Origin of the sequence: Streptomyces fildesensis, assembly GCF_016107395.1 — a bacterium.
In the GTDB taxonomy this organism is placed as follows: domain Bacteria; phylum Actinomycetota; class Actinomycetes; order Streptomycetales; family Streptomycetaceae; genus Actinacidiphila; species Actinacidiphila fildesensis.
In genome coordinates, this window is record NZ_JAAIKO010000004.1 from 140,578 (window position 1) to 158,571 (window position 17,994).

At 70.2% G+C, this 17,994-nt stretch carries 15 protein-coding genes; 11 read left to right on the top strand and 4 right to left on the bottom strand.

Features of this window, described 5'->3' with window-relative positions; all coding sequences use genetic code 11:
- The first annotated feature begins 99 nt into the window (after positions 1 to 99).
- From C6N31_RS08630 to C6N31_RS08640, 3 genes are all read left to right on the top strand, one after another.
- Positions 100 to 1,251 (top strand): Gfo/Idh/MocA family protein, encoded by a 1,152-nt coding sequence (locus tag C6N31_RS08630; protein WP_198357343.1) that lies wholly within the window; start codon positions 100 to 102, stop codon positions 1,249 to 1,251.
- Entirely contained in the window at positions 1,248 to 2,414 is a 1,167-nt protein-coding gene (locus C6N31_RS08635) for a dihydrodipicolinate synthase family protein (protein WP_244809179.1), read from the top strand. Before C6N31_RS08630 ends, C6N31_RS08635 begins: the two co-directional genes overlap by 4 nt.
- Positions 2,415 to 2,488: 74 nt before the next feature.
- On the top strand, positions 2,489 to 3,340 hold the full coding sequence (locus C6N31_RS08640) for a sugar phosphate isomerase/epimerase family protein (protein WP_138355119.1): 852 nt from the start codon (positions 2,489 to 2,491) through the stop codon (positions 3,338 to 3,340).
- A 226-nt stretch (positions 3,341 to 3,566) separates the two neighbouring features.
- Here C6N31_RS08640 and C6N31_RS08645 read toward each other — a convergent pair whose 3' ends face one another.
- The gene (locus C6N31_RS08645; protein WP_138355072.1) at positions 3,567 to 4,004 is read right to left on the bottom strand and encodes a DUF937 domain-containing protein; all 438 of its coding nucleotides are present in this window, start codon (positions 4,002 to 4,004) and stop codon (positions 3,567 to 3,569) included.
- 84 nt (positions 4,005 to 4,088) lie between these two features.
- On the bottom strand, positions 4,089 to 4,337 hold the full coding sequence (locus C6N31_RS08650) for a class F sortase (protein WP_138355073.1): 249 nt from the start codon (positions 4,335 to 4,337) through the stop codon (positions 4,089 to 4,091).
- Between the two features lie 197 nt (positions 4,338 to 4,534).
- On the opposite strand from C6N31_RS08650, the gene recD2 reads away from it, so the two are divergent.
- The 4 genes from recD2 (at position 4,535) to C6N31_RS08670 (ending at position 10,341) form a co-directional block, all read left to right on the top strand.
- Positions 4,535 to 6,751 (top strand): SF1B family DNA helicase RecD2, encoded by a 2,217-nt coding sequence (gene recD2 / locus C6N31_RS08655; RefSeq protein WP_164298385.1) that lies wholly within the window; start codon positions 4,535 to 4,537, stop codon positions 6,749 to 6,751.
- A 124-nt stretch (positions 6,752 to 6,875) separates the two neighbouring features.
- A complete protein-coding gene (locus tag C6N31_RS08660) occupies positions 6,876 to 8,165 on the top strand; it encodes a citrate synthase (RefSeq protein ID WP_198357344.1) in 1,290 nt (429 codons plus the stop codon).
- Positions 8,166 to 8,617: 452 nt separating this feature from the next.
- Positions 8,618 to 9,367, top strand: coding sequence for an SDR family NAD(P)-dependent oxidoreductase (locus tag C6N31_RS08665; RefSeq protein WP_138355076.1), 750 nt, complete (start codon positions 8,618 to 8,620; stop codon positions 9,365 to 9,367).
- 218 nt (positions 9,368 to 9,585) lie between these two features.
- Positions 9,586 to 10,341 carry a DedA family protein gene (locus C6N31_RS08670; RefSeq protein WP_198357345.1) on the top strand — a complete coding sequence of 252 codons (756 nt, stop codon included), beginning with the start codon at positions 9,586 to 9,588 and terminating at the stop codon, positions 10,339 to 10,341.
- Between the two features lie 28 nt (positions 10,342 to 10,369).
- Here C6N31_RS08670 and C6N31_RS08675 read toward each other — a convergent pair whose 3' ends face one another.
- Positions 10,370 to 10,960, bottom strand: coding sequence for a TetR/AcrR family transcriptional regulator (locus C6N31_RS08675; protein WP_244809178.1), 591 nt, complete (start codon positions 10,958 to 10,960; stop codon positions 10,370 to 10,372).
- Positions 10,961 to 11,131: 171 nt separating this feature from the next.
- Here C6N31_RS08675 and C6N31_RS08680 point away from each other — a divergent pair, with 171 nt between their 5' ends.
- Positions 11,132 to 13,363 (top strand): MMPL family transporter, encoded by a 2,232-nt coding sequence (locus C6N31_RS08680; protein ID WP_138355079.1) that lies wholly within the window; start codon positions 11,132 to 11,134, stop codon positions 13,361 to 13,363.
- A gap of 68 nt (positions 13,364 to 13,431) precedes the next feature.
- Here the strand turns inward: C6N31_RS08680 and C6N31_RS08685 are convergent, their stop codons facing one another.
- Positions 13,432 to 13,635, bottom strand: coding sequence for a helix-turn-helix transcriptional regulator (locus C6N31_RS08685; protein ID WP_138355080.1), 204 nt, complete (start codon positions 13,633 to 13,635; stop codon positions 13,432 to 13,434).
- 230 nt (positions 13,636 to 13,865) lie between these two features.
- Between C6N31_RS08685 and C6N31_RS08690 the strand changes: the two genes are divergently transcribed.
- From C6N31_RS08690 to C6N31_RS08700, 3 genes are read left to right on the top strand one after another with little or no spacing between them, the layout of a single operon-like run.
- Complete coding sequence (locus C6N31_RS08690) at positions 13,866 to 14,579, top strand: ArsR/SmtB family transcription factor (RefSeq protein WP_138355081.1); 714 nt, start codon at positions 13,866 to 13,868, stop codon at positions 14,577 to 14,579.
- Positions 14,576 to 15,343 carry an ABC transporter ATP-binding protein gene (locus C6N31_RS08695; RefSeq protein WP_138355082.1) on the top strand — a complete coding sequence of 256 codons (768 nt, stop codon included), beginning with the start codon at positions 14,576 to 14,578 and terminating at the stop codon, positions 15,341 to 15,343. Before C6N31_RS08690 ends, C6N31_RS08695 begins: the two co-directional genes overlap by 4 nt.
- Positions 15,343 to 17,889 (top strand): ABC transporter permease, encoded by a 2,547-nt coding sequence (locus tag C6N31_RS08700; RefSeq protein ID WP_198357346.1) that lies wholly within the window; start codon positions 15,343 to 15,345, stop codon positions 17,887 to 17,889. Before C6N31_RS08695 ends, C6N31_RS08700 begins: the two co-directional genes overlap by 1 nt.
- The last annotated feature ends 105 nt before the right edge of the window (positions 17,890 to 17,994 follow it).

Below are 17,994 nucleotides of genomic sequence, written 5' to 3' on the forward strand. Positions count from 1 at the left end.
CTCACCTTGTCGGATCGGCCCGCTTCCGGCTAGCGTGCCAGAGAAGAAAGCGCTTGCTATCGCTTGACCGGCGGTAGCGGCCGAAGGGGAGGACCCAACGTGACACGCAGGACAGTGCGGATCGCCATGAACGGCGTCACGGGCCGCATGGGCTACCGCCAGCACCTCGTCCGCTCGATCCTGAGCTTGCGCGAGCAGGGCGGACTCGACCTCGGGGACGGCACGACGCTGTGGCCCGAGCCGGTCCTCGTCGGCCGTCGGGAGCACGCGCTGCGCGCGATGGCGGACCGGCACGGGCTGGAGCACATCTCCACCGACCTCGACGCCGTCCTGGCCGACCCGACGGTCGAGATCTACTTCGACGCGCAGGTCACCTCGGCCCGCGAGGAGTCGGTGCGCAAGGCCATCGCCGCCGGAAAGCACATCTACTGCGAGAAGCCCACCGCCACGTCCCTGGACAGCGCCCTGGAGCTGGCCAGGCTCGCCACCGCCGCCGGCGTCAAGCACGGCGTGGTCCAGGACAAGCTCTTCCTCCCCGGCCTGCTGAAGCTCAAGCGGCTCATCGACGGCGGCTTCTTCGGGCAGATCCTCTCCATCCGCGGCGAGTTCGGCTACTGGGTCTTCGAGGGCGACTGGCAGAGCGCCCAGCGGCCCTCCTGGAACTACCGTTCACAGGACGGCGGCGGCATCGTCGTCGACATGTTCCCGCACTGGGAGTACGTGCTCCACGAGCTGTTCGGGCAGGTCCGCACCGTCCAGGCGCTGACCGCCACCCACATCCCGCGGCGCTGGGACGAGCACGGCAAGCCGTACGACGCGACCGCCGACGACGCCGCGTACGGCATCTTCCAGCTCGACGGCGGCGCCATCGCCCAGATCAACTCCTCCTGGACGGTGCGCGTCAACCGCGACGAACTGGTGGAGTTCCAGGTCGACGGCACGCACGGCTCGGCCGTCGCGGGCCTGCGGGACTGCCGGGTGCAGCACCGCTCCGCCACCCCCAAGCCGGTCTGGAACCCGGACCTCCCGGTCACCGAGCCCTTCCGTGACCAGTGGCAGTCGGTCCCCGACAACGGTGAGTTCACCAACGGATTCAAGAGCCAGTGGGAGCTGTTCCTCCGGCATGTCGTCCTCGACGAGCCCTGGCATTGGGACCTGCTGGCCGGCGCGCGCGGCGTCCAGCTCGCCGAACTGGGCCTGAAATCCACCGCCGAGGGCCGGCGCCTCGACGTCCCGGAGCTGTCCCTGTGAGCGGCCGGGCGGCCATCGAGCTCCCCAGTGCCACCGGTGAACTACGTTCCTATGTGCCGCGTACCGAGCCCGTTGTCCATGCCCTGGGCGGTGAACTGCGCAGCCGGGTCGTCTACTCGGCCGCGCACGTCGTCGCCGACCCCTGGCGCAGCGCCGCTGACGAACCGGCGGCCATCGACTGGGACGCCACTCTCGCCTTCCGCCGCCACCTGTGGTCACAGGGTCTGGGTGTCGCCGAGGCGATGGACACTGCCCAGCGCGGCATGGGTCTGGACTGGGCGGCCGCGGCCGAGCTGATCCGCCGCTCCTCCGCCGAGGCACGGGCCACCGGAGGCCGCATCGCCTGCGGCGTCGGCACGGACCAACTCGTCGCGCCGGCCCGGACACTCACCGAGGTGACCGCTGCCTACGAGGAGCAGCTCGCGGTCGTGGAGGAGTCCGGATCGCAGGCCGTCCTCATGGCGTCCCGCGCGCTGGCGGCCCTGGCCAGCAGCCCTGACGACTACGTCGAGGTCTACAGCCACCTGCTGCGCCAGTCCGCGGAACCGGTCGTTCTGCACTGGCTCGGTCCGATGTTCGACCCCGCGCTGGCCGGCTACTGGGGCAGCGAGGATCTCGACGCGGCCACGGAGACGTTCCTGGACGTCATTGCCGCCCACCCCGACAAGGTCGACGGGATCAAGGTGTCGCTGCTCGACGCCCGGCGCGAGGTGGAACTGCGCCGCAGGCTGCCCAAGGGCGTGCGCTGCTACACCGGCGATGACTTCAACTATCCCGAGCTGATCGAGGGTGACGAGCAGGGCTTCAGCCATGCGCTGCTCGGCATCTTCGACCCGCTGGCGCCGCTCGCCGCCGCCGCCGTCCGCACCCTGGACACCGGGGACGCGGCCGGCTTCCGGGCACTTCTCGACCCGACCGTCGAGTTGTCCCGGCACCTGTTCGGCGCTCCGACGCGCTACTACAAGACCGGTGTGGTGTTCCTGGCCTGGCTGGCGGGCCACCAGTCGCACTTCACGATGGTGGGCGGTCTGCAGTCGGCACGCTCCCTCCCGCATCTCGCCCGTGCCTACGAGCTGGCCGACGGTCTCGGCCTGTTCCCCGACCCGGCGCTGGCCGAGGCGCGGATGCGGCAGCTGCTCGTCATCCACGGGGTGACCGCATGAGCGCGGACCGTAAGACCGCCGACAGCGGACGCCCCGACCGTACGACCGCCGGCCCCGTGCCCGCTGCCGGCCCCATGAGCTCTGTCCGCGCGACGGCCGGCGATCTGGCGCGGCTGAGTATCAACCAGGAGACCGTCAAGCAGTGGTCGCTGCCCGAGCTGGCGGCGGGTTGCGCCGGGCTCGGAGTGCCTGGTGTGGGCCTCTGGCGTGCGCCGGTGCAGGAGTACGGCGTCGAGCGGGCCGCCCGTCTGATGCGGGAAACCGGCCTCCAGGTGACGTCCTTGTGCCGCGGCGGCTTCTTCACCGCGAGCGATCCGGCCGCCCGGCGCGCGGCGATGGACGACAACCGGGCCGCGATCGACGAGGCGGCCGTCCTGGAAACCGGCACCTTGGTGCTGGTTTCGGGCGGACTGCCATCAGGAGAGCGCGATATCGGGGCCGCACGGGAGCGGGTCGCCGACGCGCTGGCCGAGCTGGCTCCGTACGCCGCCGAGCGGTCGGTGCGCCTGGCGATCGAGCCGCTGCACCCGATGTACGCGTCGGACCGCTGCGTCGTCTCCACGCTCGGCCAGGCACTGGACATCGCCGAGCGATTTCCCGCCGAGCGGGTCGGGGTCGTCGTGGACACCTACCACCTGTGGTGGGACGACCGGGTTCCGGCGCAGATCGCCCGCGCCGGCGCGGGCGGCCGGATCGCGGCCTTCCAGCTCGCGGACTGGGTCACCCCGCTGCCCGAGGGCGTGCTGCTGGGGCGGGGCCAGCTCGGTGACGGCTGCGTTGACCTGCGCGGATTCCGTGAGCAGGTCGATGCGGCGGGGTATTCCGGCGCCGTGGAGGTGGAGATCTTCAACCCCGCCCTGTGGGCGCGGGACGGCGCCGAAGTGGTCGCGGAGATCGCCCGCCGGTACCGCGAACACGTGCTCTGAAGAATCTTCAAATTATTTCTGTCCGGCGTACAACCCTTCTGGGGGGTGGTCGGTCTTATAGGCATCAAGGTTCCCGGGAGGGGTTCGGGGAACTGAGGTAGTGATATGCGCCCGAGGGGGGCTTCGGGGGTACTGGGGGGAAACGCAAAGGGGTCCGGCTCACGCCGGACCCCTTTCGTCTGTCCCGGGACGGGGACGGGTCACCGCCCCCAAGTGCCCCCAGGGCTCATCTCTTGGAGCGGGCCCGCTTGGCGAGCACGGTCGCCACCACGGGGATGACGAGTTCGAGCGCTCCGGCGACGGCTGTGACCGGCAGACCCGTCTTCTTCGCCACCGCTCGGGCGGTCGGCGCCGTCACCTTGCGGAGTACGGCGACCAGCATGCCGCCGCCCGCCACCGAAGCCGGTCCGCCGAGTCCGGCGAAGCCGACGGCCCCGGCCGGCGGCTCGGGTTCCGTGGCGGCCTGCTCCAGCGCCTGGCTGAGTTCCGCGGTGCCGCCCGGGGTGACCGCGTCGTCGGTGAGGACGCCGGTCAGCGAGGTGACCGAGGTCCCCACGAGCTTCCGGGCCGATTCCGGATCGGTGCCCAGCACTCCGGCGATCTCCTGGATCTGGTCGTCGCCGAGCTCGGACAGCACTTCGTTCTGCAGCGGTTGGTCGCTCATACTCCGGACGCTACGCGCGAAGGCGGTCCGGGGCCCGTGGTGGTCGGCCGAACGCGTCAGGCCAGGTCCGGGCGCTGCGCGGGCCTATCGCAGGGACGCGTAGACGATGAGGTTGTCCACGGGGTGCACTGCGGCGTCCAGGGCGCCGTCACAGGTCACCGGCCGCAGTACGGGGTCGGGGTCCGGGCCGTAGACCTTCTCGGTCGGGACGGTGTTCTTGTTCACCGTCTGGGTGCCGGTCACCGTGTAGTGCACGTTCTTCCCGGCGGGGTCGCGGACGGCGATGTCCGCGCCCTTCTTCACCTTTGTTCGGGGCCTCGGGAGAACGGCCATGAGCCCATCGGCCGAAAAGACGAGAAGTGCCGTGGCGGGGTCAGCCCAGCGGCGTACGCGGCGGTGCGCCGCGGTTGTCCACAGGCGTACCCGGAGTGTCGGGGGCAGGCGGTACCTTCGGACCAGATCGCCGACGAGCAGCAGTCGGGCAGCCGCTGGACCGTCGCGGAGGCCGCTGGGGGAGGGGAGGCAGGGCCATGGGGGACGCGCGACTCGCCGTGCTCGAAGCCGTCCTGGAGCGGATCACCTACGCCAACGAGGACAACGGCTACACGGTCGCGCGGGTCGACACGGGCCGCGGCGCCGGCGATCTGCTGACCGTGGTCGGCGCCCTGTTGGGCGCGCAGCCGGGCGAATCGCTGCGCATGGAGGGCCGTTGGGGCTCCCATCCGCAGTACGGCAAGCAGTTCACCGTGGAGAACTACACCACCGTCCTGCCCGCGACGATCCAGGGCATCCGCCGATACCTCGGTTCGGGGCTGATCAAGGGGATCGGGCCCAAGATCGCCGACCGGATCGTGGAGCACTTCGGCACCGACACCCTGGATGTCATCGAAGGGGCGCCGAAACGGCTGATCGAAGTGCCGGGGCTCGGGCCGAAGCGGACCAGGATGATCGCCGTCGCCTGGGAGGAGCAGAAGGCGATCAAGGAGGTGATGGTCTTCCTCCAGGGAGTGGGGGTGTCCACGTCCATCGCGGTGCGCATCTACAAGAACTACGGCGACGCGTCGATCTCCGTGGTGAAGAACCAGCCCTACCGGCTGGCCGCCGATGTGTGGGGCATCGGATTCCTGACCGCCGACCGGATCGCCCAGGCGGTGGGGATACCCCACGACAGCCCGGAGCGGGTCAAGGCGGGGCTCCAGTACGCGCTGTCGCAGGCCACCGACAGCGGGAACTGCTTCCTGCCCGAGGAACAGCTGCTCTCCGACTCCGTCAAGCTGCTGCAGGTGGACGCCGGACTGGTGATCGACTGCCTCGCGGAGCTGGTGGGCGAGGAGGGCGTGGTCCGGGAGTCGGTACCGGATCCGGAGGGCGGCGATCCGGTGCGGGCCGTGTACCTGGTGCCGTTCCACCGAGCGGAGATCTCGCTGGCCGGCCAACTGCTCAGACTGCTGCGCGGGCCGGAGGACCGGCTGCCGCTGTTCCAGGACGTCCAGTGGGACAAGGCCCTGTCCTGGCTGGCCGGCCGCACGGGAGCCGATCTGGCGCCCGAGCAGCAGCAGGCGGTGCGGTTGGCGCTGACCGAAAGGGTCGCGGTGCTCACCGGTGGCCCCGGCTGCGGCAAGTCGTTCACGGTGCGTTCGGTGGTGACTCTGGCGCAGGCGAAGAAGGCCAAGGTGGTGCTGGCCGCGCCGACCGGCCGCGCCGCCAAACGGCTGGCCGAGCTGACCGGCATGGAGGCGTCGACCGTGCACCGGCTGCTGGAGCTCAAGCCGGGCGGGGACGCGGCCTACGACAAGGACCGACCGCTGGACGCGGACCTGGTGGTCGTGGACGAGGCCTCGATGCTGGACCTGCTGCTCGCGAACAAGCTGGCCAAGGCGGTGCCGCCGGGCGCGCACCTGTTGTTCGTCGGGGATGTGGACCAGCTGCCGAGCGTCGGCGCGGGCGAGGTGCTGCGGGATCTGCTGGCCCCGGGCAGCCCGGTCCCGGCGGTGCGGCTCACCCGGATCTTCCGCCAGGCCCAGCAGTCGGGCGTGGTGACCAACGCCCACCGGATCAATTCGGGAGTCCCGCCGATCACCCAGGGGCTCCCCGACTTCTTCCTCTTCCCCGAGGAGGACACCGAGGAGGCGGGTCGGCTGACGGTGGAGGTGGCGGCCCGGCGGATCCCTGCCAAGTTCGGCCTCGACCCGCGCCGCGACATCCAGGTGCTCGCGCCCATGCACCGGGGCCCGGCAGGCGCCGGCGCGCTGAACGGCCTCCTTCAGCAGGCCATCACCCCGGCCCGGCCGGATCTCCCGGAGCGCAGGTTCGGCGGCCGCACGTTCCGTGTCGGCGACAAGGTCACCCAGATCCGCAACAACTACGAGAAGGGGGAGAACGGCGTCTTCAACGGCACGGTCGGGGTGGTCACCGCGCTCGACACCGTCGAACAGAAGCTCACCGTGCTCACGGATGAGGACGAAGAGATTCCGTACGACTTCGACGAGCTGGACGAGCTGGCCCACGCGTACGCCGTCACGATCCACCGCTCCCAGGGCAGCGAGTACCCGGCCGTGGTGATCCCGGTCACCACGGGGGCATGGATGATGTTGCAGCGGAATCTGTTGTATACGGCTGTTACCAGGGCGAAACGCCTGGTGGTTCTGGTCGGGTCGCGCAAGGCGATAGCCCAGGCGGTACGCACCGTCTCGGCCGGTCGGCGCTTCACCGCCCTCGATCACCGGCTCGCTCAGGGCGCGAAATAGGCACTCCGTGCCATGTTTCGGCCCTATGGCCGACCCCGAGTGCACGCGCCAGTGCCAAATGGGGGACAGTGGACCTAGTCAGGGCACCTCGAAGAAGAGGCAAAACCGTCGGTGAGGGAATGACGTGAGCGACAACTCTGTAGTACTGCGGTACGGGGACAGCGAGCACAGCTACCCGGTGGTCGACAGCACTGTCGGCGACAAGGGCTTCGACATCAGCAAGCTGCGCGCCGACACCGGTCTGGTCACCCTGGACAGCGGATACGGCAACACCGCGGCCTACAAGTCCGCGATCACTTTCCTTGACGGTGAAGAGGGCATCCTTCGCTACCGCGGTTACCCCATCGAACAGCTCGCCGAACGTGGCAGCTTTATCGAGACCGCGTATCTGTTGATCAACGGTGAGCTCCCGACCGTCGATGAACTTTCCACCTTCAAGGGTGAAATTACTCAGCACACGCTGCTGCACGAGGACGTCAAACGGTTCTACGACGGCTTCCCGCGCGACGCCCACCCGATGGCGATGCTGTCGTCCGTGGTCAGCGCGCTGTCGACGTTCTACCAGGACAGCCACAACCCGTTCGACCCGGAGCAGCGCCACCTGTCCACGATCCGGCTGCTCGCCAAGCTGCCGACCATCGCGGCCTACGCGTTCAAGAAGTCGGTCGGCCAGCCGGTCGTCTACCCGCGCAACGATCTCGGCTACGTCGAGAACTTCCTGCGCATGACCTTCTCGGTTCCGGCCGAGGAGTACGAGCTCAACCCGGTCGTGGTGGGTGCGCTCGACAAGCTCCTGATCCTGCACGCGGACCACGAGCAGAACTGTTCGACCTCGACGGTCCGGCTGGTCGGCTCCTCGCAGGCGAACCAGTTCGCCTCGATCTCGGCCGGCATCAGCGCCCTGTGGGGCCCGCTGCACGGCGGCGCCAACCAGTCGGTGCTGGAGATGCTCGAGGGCATCAAGAACGACGGCGGCGACGTCGACGCCTTCATCCGCAAGGTGAAGAACAAGGAAGACGGCGTGAAGCTCATGGGCTTCGGGCACCGCGTCTACAAGAACTTCGACCCCCGGGCGAAGATCATCAAGGCCGCGGCGCACGACGTCCTCTCCGCTCTCGGCAAGTCCGACGAGCTGCTGGACATCGCGCTCAAGCTCGAGGAGCACGCGCTCAGCGACGACTACTTCGTCTCGCGCAAGCTCTACCCGAACGTGGACTTCTACACGGGCCTGATCTACCGGGCCATGGGCTTCCCGACCACCATGTTCACGGTGCTCTTCGCGCTCGGCCGGCTTCCCGGCTGGATCGCGCAGTGGCACGAGATGATCAAGGAGCCCGGATCCCGTATCGGCCGCCCGCGCCAGATCTACACGGGCATCGAGCTGCGGGACTACCTTCCGGTCGAGTCCCGCTGACCGAAGGCCGCCGACCGCGCGGCAGGCGGCGGTGCACGCCGCCGCCGACGCCGCGGCGCACAACCCGCGGAGCATGAAGAAGCGCCCCGCGCTAGATCCCCCCACGGGTCCGGCGCGGGGCGCTCCCGTCCCCCGGATCGGATCCCCCCACGGGTCCGTACCGGGTGCTGGGTGACGCGCTATGCCGGGACGAGAAAGTCCGAGAGGGCCGCTCAAGCTCTCCGGGCACTTTCGCCCCGGCGACGCGATTGGGCCGTCCCCCAAGACGACCCGCTCTTTCATCCCACCAACGCTCCCCGGGAGCGTGGTGTTCCCCTCCATAGACCCACGAGTGGCGGTAATGGTTACGTTCCATTCGGTGTGATCTACGTCTCTTTACGGACGCCCGCCCCACTCGCAGACCGAAACGGTCCATCCCGTAGCGTGCTGTCACTTCTCGAGGGGCGGAGCGCATGGCACAGAACGAGGCAGTGGGCCGGAACATCGTCGTGACCGGTGGCGGTACGGGCATCGGCCGGGCCATCGCGACCCGGCTCGCCGGGTCGGGGGACCGGGTCACGATCGTCGGCCGCCGCCGGGACGTGCTCAGGGCCACCGCCGAGGAGCTGCGCGGCGAACACGGTCTCGACGTCACCCCTGTCGACTGCGACCTCGCCGACCCCGACGAGGTCGAGACGGCGCTCACCCGGCTTCCGGACCGGGTCGACGTGCTGGTGAACAACGCCGGCAGCCGGGAGCCGGCGACCGGGCCGGGGCCGCACGGGGTGCGGGCCCGATGGCGCGGAGACTTCGAGCGCAATGTGCTCACCGCGGTGCTGCTGACCGAATCGCTGCGCGACCGGCTCACCACGGACGGCGGCCGGGTGATCACCGTGACCTCGGTCGCGGCGTTGCGCGGCGGCGGCTCGTACGGCGCGTCCAAGGCCGCCCTGCACGCCTGGAACCACTCGCTGGCGGCCCAGCTGGGCCCGCAGGGCGTCACCTGCAACATCGTCGCCCCGGGCACCGTCGCCGGCACCGAGTTCTTCGGCGCCCGGCTCGATGACGCGGAGCTGACGCGCCGGGCCGGCCGTACCCTCGTCGGCCGGGTGGGCAGGGCCGCCGATGTGGCGGCCGCCGTGGTGTTCCTGGCCTCGCCCGAAGCGGGCTTCATCACGGGCGAGATCCTGCAGTGCAACGGTGGCGAGCTGCTCGGCCGGTAGCGGGCGCATGGCCGGTGGGCAAGGCCCGCACGGTGCCCTGCGGTACCCCGGGCCCCCTGCTCCCCGGGTCTGCGACCACAGGTGGAGCCGGACCGGTCCCTGAGGATGACCTGTTCCTGGCAATCCCCTGGGAATCCCCCTATCAGGACGAAACTCTCTTGCAGCGCTCCGGTCGCCCCTGCCAGCTTGGGGATACGGGAGGGAAGAGGGGCAGCCACATGGACGTTGGACACTTCGTGTCGTCACTCGACTTCACCGCGGGTCTCGTCGAGCACCTGCGGGGTGGAAACGTTGTGTGGGCGTACGCGCTGCTGGCCGCGACCACGCTGCCGCCGCTCGTGCCCAATGCGGTGCTGCTCGTCACCGGCGGAGTACTGGCCGCCCAGGGCCGGCTGGACCTCACCCTCGTGCTCATGGTCGTCGCGCTGAGCGCGCTGGCCGGGGACATGCTGATCCACCGCACCGGACGGGCCGTGAGCGGCCGCGTCGTATCCCGTATCCACCGCAGGCCGCGGCAAGCAGCCCTGTTGCGATGGGCCGCGCTGCGCATACAGCGGCATGGGGTGCCCTTCGTCATCGCGGTGCGTTTCCTGCCGAGCGGACGCCTGATCGGCGGTCTCGCCGCGGGCGTGGTCCGCTATCCGGCACGCCGTTACCTGGCCGGAGCGGGGGTGGCCGAGGCGGTGTGGGCCACGTACTCCGTCGGCGTCGGCTACTTCAGCGGCCGCGCGGCCTCCAACTCCCTGTACGCCGTCGGCCTCGGCCTCGGCGTCTCCCTGCTGGTGGCGGCCGTGGGAGTACTGGCCCAATGGGCGTCCAGGACCCGGGAACGCCGCCAGGTTCCGATGGCAGTTCCCACGGCACTTCCGGCCGGTTTCCCGGCCCCGGCCCCGGCGCTCGTTCCGGCTTCGGCTGTCAGGCCCGAGAGCGTCCTGGACAAGGACTTCTGCGAGTCCGCCGGGCGGGGCCTCTAACCGTGCGGGCGGCCGTACCCGTTGCGGCTCAGTGGTGGCCGAGCGGGGGGCGGGACTCGGTGCCGACGTACGGGGCCAGATAGCGGTACAGCAGGCCCTTCAACTCCTTGATGTACGCGGCCTGTTCCGCGCCCTCCTGGGCGAGGACGAGCTCCAGGCCCGTCTTGAACATGGCGAACGCGATCTCGGCGATGCGGGCGCGGTCCGCGGCCGAGAGCAACGGGGCGCGCAGCTCGATCAGCCGGTCGACGCGTTCCAGTAGCGAGGCGTGCAGCTGATCGTGCTCGTCGGTGACCTTGCCCGGCGTGTCGGGGCCCTTGATCAGGGCGAGGAAGGCCGGATTGGCGCAGTTGAAGTCGATGAACGGATCGACGATCCGGTCGATCATCTCGGAGAGCGGGAGTGCGGCGTTCTCCGGAGTGAAGACCAGGCCGTGGGCCTGCTGCATCTGCTGGATGAGCCGGCCGCCGAGTTCGACCGCGATGGCTTCCTTGTTGGGGAAGAACTGGTAGAGCGTGCCCGGGGAGACGCCGGCTTCGCGGGCGATGGCGTTCGTGCTCGCCGCCCGGTAGCCGGACGTGCAGAACACGCTCGCGGCCGCTTCCAGCAGCTGCGTCACCCTGCGCTCTCCGCGCGCCTGGCGACGGCGCGGCTTCTCCTCCACCTCGGACACGTGTAGGCCCCAATCATGATTGACAAATACGAGTGGTCGCTCGCATTCTTGAAAACGCGAGTGGCTACTCGTGTTTTTCATTCTATGCTCGTTCTACGGGGAGGGGACACCTCAGTGATGCCCGATGTCAACCGCGAGCACGCCGTCGGGGGCTGGACCCGGGCGGTCACCGCCCGGCCCAGGCTCACGCTGCTGCTCGCGCTGCTCTTCACCGCCCTCGCCGTGGTCGCCGGCAGCGGTGTGGCGGACCGGCTGAGCGGCGGCGGGTGGGAGGCCCCGGACTCGGAGTCGTCCTATGCCACCAAGGCCCTGGAGGAGCACTTCCCCGCCTCGCAGCCCAATCTCGTCCTGCTGGTGGACAGTCGCGGAGCGGGCGTCGACAGCCCGCAGGTGGCCGCCGCCGGACGTGACCTGGCCCGCAGGCTCGCCGCCGACCCGTCGATCGCCGGCGTCACGTCGTACTGGGCCACCGGAGCACCCGAGTTGCGGGCGAAGGACCGCGGCGAAGCCATGATCGCGGCCCGGATCGTGGGCGGCGACGATGCGGTGGGCGCCGCCGTCGAGCGCATAGCGCCCGCCTGCCGGGGCGCTCAGGGGGTGGTGGACGTGCGGATCGGCGGATTGGCCGCGGTCCGGCACGAGCTGCAGAGCACCATCGAGGAGGACCTGCTGCGCGCCGAGATGATCGCGCTGCCGGTCACGCTCGTGCTGCTCGTGATGGTCTTCGGCAGCGCGGTGGCCGCCCTGCTTCCCCTCGGCGTGGGCATCATCGCGATCCTGGGGACCAACGCGGTGCTACGCCTCATCACGTCCTTCACCGATGTCTCCCTCTTCGCCCAGAGCCTGACCACCGTGCTCGGGCTGGGGCTGGGGATCGACTACGCGCTGTTCATCGTGCGCCGCTTCCGTGAGGAACTGGCGGACCGGGACGACCCCTTGAAGGCGGTGGGCGCGACGCTGCGCACCGCCGGCCGTACGGTGCTGTTCTCGGCGCTCACGGTCGCCGCCGCGCTCGCGGCGATGCTGGTCTTCCCGCAGTACTTCCTGCGCTCCTTCGCCTACGCCGGTATCGCGGTCGTGCTGCTGGCGGCCGGTGCCGCACTGATCGTGCTGCCCGCCGCCCTGGTGCTGCTCGGGCACCGGGTCAACGCCCTGGACCTGCGCAGGCTGTGGCGGCGACGGGTTCCCGCCGCGGAGCCGCGCGAGCCCGGAGCCGGCTACGCGGCGCTCGCCCGGCTGGTGATGCGGCGTGCTCCGCTCTTCGCCATAGGTGCCACCGCGGGCCTGCTCCTGCTCGGACTGCCCTTCCTGCAGATCCAGTTCGGCACGGCCGACGATCGCCAGCTCCCGGCAGGCGCCGAGTCGCACGCCGTCCAACAGCACATACGCGAGGCGTTCCCCGGCAATCCGGGCGGCGGAATCACGGTGCTCGCCGAGGGGAACCCCGGTCGGGACGCGCTCGCTGGATACAAGGGAAAGCTGGCCGCGCTGCCCGGAGTCGTCACGGTCGAAGGCCCGTTCGCCGCTCCTTCCGGCGGCCCGGCGTACCTCACCGTGCTGCCCCGGACCGAGGCCGTGGACGCGGCCACCCAGGACCTGGTGGGGGAGATCCGAGCGGTGGACGCCCCGTTCGGGACCGCGGCCACCGGCCAGGCCGCCGTGCTGGTCGATGCGCAGAAGGCCATCGCCGACCGCTTGCCCTGGGCGATCGGAATGATCGCCGTCGTCACTCTCCTTCTGGTGTTCCTGTTGACCGGCAGCGTGGTGATACCGCTCCAGGCGGTGCTGCTCAACGCGCTGAGCCTGACCGCGATGTTCGGGGCGGTGGTCTGGGTGTTCCAGGACGGACATCTGTCCGGGCTCCTGGGATTCACGGCGACCGGCAGCATCGAGACCACCCTCCCGGTGCTGATGTTCTGCCTGGCCTTCGGCCTGTCCATGGACTACGGGGTCTTCCTGCTGTCACGTATCAAGGAGGAGTACGACCGCAGCGGTGACCATCAGGGAGCGATCGTCTTCGGTGTGCGGCGTACCGGCGGACTCATCACCGCGGCCGCAGTGATCCTCGCCGTCGTCATGGTGGCCATCGGTACCTCACGGGTGGCCAACACCAAGATGCTCGGCCTCGGCATCGCCCTGGCCGTCCTGATGGACGCCATGGTGGTCCGTACCCTGCTTGTCCCGGCCGTCATGCGACTGACCGGTAAGGCCACGTGGTGGGCGCCGCCCGCGCTGCGCCGGTTCCATGACCGGTTCGGCATAAGCGAGGGCGGCGGCGGGGGAGTGGCGCCGGAGGCGGCTCGTGCCCCGCAGCGTGATCAGGAGCGGGACCCCGAGCCGGTCCGGTAGCTGTTCGCCGGTCAGGAGCCGGTCGTTGTGGGGTGTCGGTCAGAGTCCCGGCGGCCCGGGCATGGGTGTCAGTCGGGATCCCGGCGGCCCCGATTACCGGGCCGCCGGGCACTCCAAGCTCGAATGGTGTCGGCATACCAGAAGGGTTTGCCGCTCTCCACGACGTCCGGAGCGGGCAGGTGCCCGTGCTTGCGATACGAGCGCACGGTATCGACCTGGACCCGGATATGTGCGGCGATCTCTGCGTACGACCACAGGGTTCGGTCGGTCATGTCACGCACCTCCCTACAGTGGGGTGGCTGTTGATCAGTAACCCTTGTCCTGTGAACGACATGTACTGACAGCCGCATGGGCCTGTAGATCGTTTGTGACACGGAACCCGCGTAACAGTGACAAACGTGGCAGATAGGTGACGATCAGCACCAGGGTGAGGCTAACCCCCGTAGTGACTAGCGGGGCGCCGCCAGTGCACAAGTGAGTGTGCACAAACCATTGTGTACACATGCCGAAGCAACGACGCATCAAGGAGATCGGCGATCTCGGGGCGCTCAAGGCGCTCGCGCACCCACGCCGTCAGCAGATCCTCGACCATCTGGCGCTGCACGGGCCGGCCACCTCGGCGACCCTCGCCCGTGCCCTGGACCTGAACACCGGAGCCACCAGCTACCACCTGCGGGAGCTGGACCGGCACGGCTTCGTCGAGGAGGCCGAAGGGACGGGACGGGGGCGCGAGCGCTGGTGGCGAGCCGCCCCGGCGGACCTGCGCTTCCCGCAGCGCTCCGAGCAGAGCGACGAGATGCGGCCGGTCGTCGACGAGATGAACCGTCTCGCGTTCGCCGCCGACCTCGCGCTCTTCGAGCGGTCCCAGCGCGAGATCGAGGGCGTATGGGCGGACAGCCAGCCCTACTCCCGGGGCTCCATCCAGGTGACCCTCCCCGAACTGCGCGATTTCTTCGAGGAGTACATCGCCCTGGTCAACCGGTACAAGCGCGCCGACGACGAACTGCCGGAGGGCGCACGAAACGTGCTCACGCGATTCCTCGCCTTCCCGGCACCGGCCGACGCCCCGGAGGTCCAGTCGGCAGCAGGTTCGGCCGCCGATGAGCCGACCGATCCCCTGCCCGCCGAAGCGAAGACCCAGAACCTGCCCGATGAGCAGACCGAGGACCTGGCCGAAGCGAAGTACGACGACACCACGAACGGGGCCCCTTCATGAACACGTTCGCCATGGACACCGACCGCATCGCGCTCGCGCCGGCCGTACGACTGGCGGCCGTCACCAAGATCTACGGCCGGGGTCCCCGCGCGGTACGCGCCCTGGACGAGGTCAGCGCCAGTATTCCGCGCGGCTCCTTCACCGCGGTGATGGGGCCGTCCGGCTCCGGCAAATCGACCTTCCTGCACTGCGCGGCCGGGCTGGACACGCCCACCAGCGGAACGTCCCACCTCGGGGACACCGAGCTGACCGGGATGAACGAGACCCGGCTCACCCAACTGCGGCGCAGCCGGGTCGGCTTCGTCTTCCAGGCGTTCAACCTCGTCCCCGCACTGACCGCCCGTCAGAACATCGCGCTTCCGCTCAGACTCGCGAAACAACGGCTCGACCCGGCCAGGCTGGCGGAGATCCTGCGGCGCGTCGGACTGGCCGGCCGTGCGGACCACCGCCCCGCGGAACTGTCCGGGGGACAGCAGCAGAGGGTGGCCATCGCCCGTGCGCTGATCACCCGCCCTGACGTGGTCTTCGGCGATGAACCGACCGGCGCCCTGGACACGGTCACCGCCAAGGAGATCCTCGGCCTCCTGCGCGGCTGCGTGGACGACACCGGCCAGACCGTCGTCATGGTCACCCACGATCCCGTCGCCGCTTCGTACGCCGACACCGTGCTCTACCTCGCCGACGGCCGCATCGCGGGCCGTGACGACGAGCCCACCGCCGACCGGGTGGCCGAGCGCATGACGCACCTGGGGGCGTGGTCCTGATGCTGCGCTACGCACTGCAGACCCTGCGGGCCCGCAAGGGCGGCTTCGCGGGAGCCTTTCTCGCCCTGTTCTGTGCCGCGGCGCTCGTCACCGCGTGCGGGGTGCTGCTGGAGACCGGTCTCCGGGGCGAGATCGCGACCGAGCGGTACGCGGCCGCACCGATCGTCGTCGGAGCCGACCAGAACGTGCACCAGACCACCGTCAAGGAGAAGAAGGGCAAGACCAAGGTCAAGAACAAGGCCAAACCGCTCGCGGAGCGGGTCTGGCTGCCGGACACCACCGTGCGGACCGTCCGCCAGGTGCCAGGAGTACGGGCCGCCGTCCCCGAAGTCACCTTCCCCGCCTATGCGGTGGGCCGGGGTGCGGACCGGAGCGGCCCGCTGAGCGGAAAGCCGTCCTTCGGCCACGACTGGGCCTCCGCCGTACTCACGCCCTTCACCCTCACCGAGGGCCGCGCCCCGCAGACGGACGGCGATCTCGTCATCGATCGCGAACTCGCCGGGCGGATGGGCCTGAAGCCCGGCAGCAGCGTCACCGTCCAGTCCACCCGGGCCCCGCGCAGCTATCGCGTCACCGGCATCGCCGCCGCCCAGGACGGTGATCTGCGGCAGCAGACCTCGCTGTTCTTCACCACCGCCGAGGCCGGACGGCTGGCCGGCCACCCCGGGCAGATCACCGCGATAGGAGTCCTGCCGGAGCCCGGCGCGGACACCGGCGCCCTCGCCACGAACCTCGCCACCGCGCTGCAGGGCACGAAGGTCCAGGTGCACACCGGAGCCGACCGCGGACCGGTGGAGTTCCCCGACGCGGCCAAGGCCCGGATCAAACTCGTCAGCATGGGTGGCGCGATCGGCGGCACCTCACTCCTCGTCGCGGTCCTCGTGGTCGTCGGCACCTTCGCTCTGACCATCCAGCAGCGCTACCGGGAGATAGCCCTGCTGCGCGCCATCGCCGCCACCCCGAGGCAGATCCGCCGGCTGATCGGCAGGGAGGCGCTGCTGGTAGGCCTGGCGGCGGGCGCTCTCGGTTCCGTCGCGGGCCTGCCGGTCGCGTACTGGCTGCACGCCGAGTTCGTCGGTTTCGGCGCCGTGCCGGACACGCTGCGGATCGCGTGGAGCCCCTTCCCGATGTTCGCGGCCGTGGGTGCCGCGCTGCTCGGCGGCTGGTCCGCGGCCCGGATATCCGCCCGCAGGGCGTCCAGGATCCGGCCTGCCGAGGCGCTCTCGGAAGCCGCCATGGAGACCCGTACGTCCCCCTGGGGGCGGCTGCTCGCCGGCGGCCTGTTCCTCGCGGGTGGCATCGTCCTGCTCGTCGTGCTCAGCGGTCTGCGGACCGAACCCGCGTCCACGCCGGTCACCTTCCTGACCGTGGTGGTCCTCGCCGTCGCGGTGTCCCTGCTCGGGCCGCTGCTGGCCCGGATCGCCGCCGCGGTACTGGCCGTTCCGCTCCGCGCCTCCCGCATCGGCGGCCACCTCGCCGCCGCCAACGTCCGTACCAACTCCAAGCGCCTCTCGGCGGCGGTCACTCCGCTCGCGCTGCTCGTCGGGATGACCTGCACCGTGATCTTCGTGCAGACGACGATGGGTCACGCCGCTCAACAGCAGGCCTCGGCGGGCAACCGCGCCCAGTGGGTACTCGGCGCCGCCGCGCCCGGTGTGCCCGGCGAAGCCGCCGCGGCGGTGCGCCAGGTACCCGGCGTCACCGCGGTCACCGAGGTCGTACGGACCAGCGTCCGGGTCGGCCTCTCGAAGTACACGGCGCAGGGCGTGACCCCCGCAGGACTGACGACGACCTGGGATCCCGACGTCACCCGGGGCACGCTCCGGGGGTTCGGCGACGGTGACATCGCGCTCAGCGAGGTCGCCGCCGACGGGCTGGGAGTCCGGCCGGGCAGCACCGTACGGCTCACCCTCGGCGACGGAACTCCCGCCGCTCTCAAGGTGGCCGCCGTCTACGCTCGCGGTCTCGGATTCGGCGACCTGACGATGTCCCACGACCTGGTCGCACGACATGTCGACAATCCGCTGGCATCGGCCGTCCTCGTCGCCACCGACGGCCGCGCGGACCGTGCGGCGCTCGGCGCGGCGGTCAAGGACTTCCCGGGTGTCGCCGTTCTCGACCACGATCAGGCGGGAGCGGTCCAGGCCGAGGTCCAGCAGTCCAACGCCGAGGTCAACTACCTCGCGATGGGCCTGGTGCTCGCCTTCACCGCGATCGCGGTCGTCAACACCCTCGCGATGTCCACCGCCGACCGGTCCAGAGAGTTCGCGCTGCTGCGGCTCGTGGGCACCACCCGCCGGCAGGTGCTGCGGATGCTGCGGCTGGAGGCGCTGGCGGTCGTGCTCGTCGGGGCGGTGCTCGGCACCGCGATAGCCCTGGCCACCCTGACCGCGTTCAGCCTCGGGATGACGGGAGCGGCGGCCCCGCGGCTCGACCCCGCCGGATACCTGCTGATCGTGGCCCTGGCGGCGGGTCTCGCCCTGCTCGCCACCGCACTCCCGGCCCGGCTCGCGCTGCGGGTCCGGCCCGCCGAGGCGATCGGCTGACCGCGAAGAAGTCCAGGAAGAAGTCCGGTTCGAACACTTGCCCCTGTGATTGCTACCGGACAGTATCGGCAGCCATCCGTACGGAGCCCGAGCCTGAGAGGTGGG